General features: G+C 64.0%; 4 protein-coding genes. All 4 read left to right on the top strand.

What is annotated here, in order from left to right; genetic code table 11:
- The first annotated feature begins 188 nt into the window (after nt 1-188).
- Nucleotides 189-377: a hypothetical protein gene (locus Q0K15_RS11060; protein WP_294515901.1), complete on the top strand. Its 189-nt coding sequence runs from the start codon at nt 189-191 to the stop codon at nt 375-377.
- 220 nt (nt 378-597) lie between these two features.
- Complete coding sequence (locus tag Q0K15_RS11055) at nt 598-1164, top strand: manganese efflux pump MntP family protein (RefSeq protein WP_294515900.1); 567 nt, start codon at nt 598-600, stop codon at nt 1162-1164.
- A 36-nt stretch (nt 1165-1200) separates the two neighbouring features.
- Nucleotides 1201-2082, top strand: a complete 882-nt coding sequence (locus Q0K15_RS11050) for an RluA family pseudouridine synthase (protein WP_294515899.1) — start codon at nt 1201-1203, stop codon at nt 2080-2082.
- Nucleotides 2083-2191: 109 nt separating this feature from the next.
- Complete coding sequence (locus Q0K15_RS11045) at nt 2192-2551, top strand: hypothetical protein (RefSeq protein WP_294515898.1); 360 nt, start codon at nt 2192-2194, stop codon at nt 2549-2551.
- Nucleotides 2552-2615 lie beyond the last annotated feature (64 nt).

The raw sequence follows: 2615 nt of genomic DNA, 5'->3' as shown, positions 1-2615 counted from the left end.
AACTTCCATTCTGCTCAGGAATTATGGGACTTCGAGCTCAATTCCTGTTGCACTTAGTTTGACAATTCACTGGTGCGCTGGGTCGCTGCGGTAAAAAAATTTTCTCCACCTGTCACAAAAGGGCCCTCCCAATCGATATACCCTACAGAAGGACCTCCGCCGGAGCGGAGGAGATGGGAGGGCGCTCCATGACAGAAAAGAGAACGAGATCCCCCCTGCCGGCGGTGGGACTGGTGGCCGTGGCCGCGGCGGCGCTGCTGTTTCTGGGGGTGTGGACCCAGGCGAGCCGGGCGGAGAATTGGGCCCAAGAGCCCTCCCAGGCCCGGGGCGGCGCCTGCCAGGCCCCGTTTGTGCTGGCCTGCCCGGATTTTGCTTGACAGGGGTAAAAGTTCATGTTACCATACTTTTCAAGCATAAGGGAGTAGTCGGCGCGGCCACCGCGTAACGGAGCCAACATGCTGGAGCGGCGCGCTCCTGGCTTTGTTTTCAATGACGAGACTTATCTGCTTTCGGCAGATGGGTCTCTTTTTTTGCGCCCCGACGCATACCCTGTCCCAGGACCCATCTGCCGGACCAGTATCAGGGAGGAATGTCATCATGAGCTTGTGGGAACTGTTTATCATCGCGGTGGGCCTGAGTATGGACGCCTTCGCCGTGTCCATCTGCAAGGGATTGTCGGTGGGCCGGGTGTCCCCCCGCCATGCCCTCACCTGCGGGGTGTGGTTCGGCGGCTTCCAGGCCCTCATGCCCGCCTTCGGCTGGCTCCTGGGCACCCGGTTCCAGGCCCTCATCACCACCGTGGACCACTGGATCGCCTTCGTGCTCCTCTGCATCATCGGCGGCAACATGGTCCGGGAGTCCTTCGGGGACGAGGAGGAGGAGGTCTCCGCCTCCTTCTCCCCCGCCGCCATGCTCCCCCTGGCGGTGGCCACCAGCATTGACGCCCTGGCCATCGGCGTCACCTTCGCTTTCCTCAGCGTGGACATCGGACCCGCCGTGGGCTTCATCGGGGTCACCACCCTGATCCTCTCCGCCATCGGCGTGTGGGTGGGCGGCTTCTTCGGCGACCGGTGGAAGGCCCCCGCCGAGCGCTTCGGCGGCGTCGTGCTCATCCTCATGGGCTGCAAGATCCTGCTGGAACACCTGGGCATTTTAGTGTTATAATAAAACAATCGAGAAAAAGAAAAAAGGAGGTCCCTCATGGACGAGAGACGGCTTTTGACGGTGGAGGAGGAGACCACCCTCCTCCCCTTCCTGCTCCTCCGGGTGAAGGACAAGTCCCGGAACACGGTGAAGGGTCTGCTGTCCCGGCGGCAGGTGATGGTGGACGGCAAGGTGGTCACCCGGTTCGACACCCCCCTGACCCCCGGCCAGACGGTGGAGCTGCTGCCCAAGAGCGCCGCCGGCGCTGCCGAGCTCCCCTTCCCCATCCTCTATGAGGACGCCGGGCTCATCGCCGTGGACAAGCCCGCCGGACTCCTCTCCATGGGCAACGAGCGGGAGCGCCGCCGCACCGCCTACCGGGCGGTCTCCGAGTATATGAAGGCCCGGGAGCCGGGCAAACGCATCTTCATCGTCCACCGGCTGGACCGTGACACCTCCGGGGTGCTGGTCTTTGCCAAGGATGAGAAGCTCAAGCACGCCCTCCAGGACAACTGGGAAAAGTTAGTAAAAAAGCGGGGCTATGTGGCGGCCGTGGAGGGCGCCCTCCCCCAGGCAGAGGGCACGGTGCGCTCCTGGCTCCACGAGACGGCCACCCACCTGGTCTACTCCGGCCCCAAGGGGCGGGCGGCCAAGGAGGCGGTGACCCGCTACCGGGCGGTGGCGGAAAACCGGGGCTACACCCTGGCGGCGGTGGAGATCGACACCGGCCGGAAAAATCAGATCCGGGTCCACATGCAGGACCTGGGCTGCCCCATCGCCGGCGACCGGCAGTATGGCGCCCAGACCGACCCCATGGGGCGGCTGGCCCTCCACGCCGACGTGCTGGTCCTCACCGACCCCCGCAGCAAGAAGGATCTCACCCTGAAGGCTCCCCTGCCCCTCCCCTTCCGCAAGCTCTTCCCCGGCGTGGAACTGTGAGGGCACTGTTCCAAAAAGTTTAGATTTTATTTGTAAAATCGCCATAGAAAATGTTAGGCCTGCGGTGTAGACTAGTTCCATCTCAAAGGAAAAACAGAGGTGAACTGCCATGGTGATCGGAGACATGGGTGGCGGTGCGAGCCGGCAGAGCGGTCAGGACGAGGCCACCATTGAGCTGCGGCTCCGGCATATGGAGGTCCAGCTCCGGCAGGCGGAGGATGACCGGATCCGGTCCGAGGAGGAGCGGGAGCCCCGGACGGAGACGCCGGGGGGACGGATCGACCGTCTGGAGCGGCAGGCCCCGGCCCAGAGCGTCTCCGGGGCGCAGCCGGAGACCACGGCGGCCATATCCACCCGGGCCATGACGCCCCGGTTCGATACCTTCTCCACCCGGACCGCCGAGCCGTCCATGGGGCTCTATAAGCTCACCCGGGACGAGCAGGGCGAGGTGTCGGTGGAGCTGGACTGACCCTTCGCTCAAAATCGGGATACAGGATACAAAACCGGCCGTGGGACCTTCCCACGGCCGGTTT

Source organism: uncultured Intestinimonas sp. (genome assembly GCF_944387245.1).
Taxonomy (GTDB): domain Bacteria; phylum Bacillota; class Clostridia; order Oscillospirales; family Oscillospiraceae; genus Intestinimonas.
Note: the sequence above shows the minus strand (reverse complement) of the source record. Positions and strands in the feature narration are given on the sequence as shown.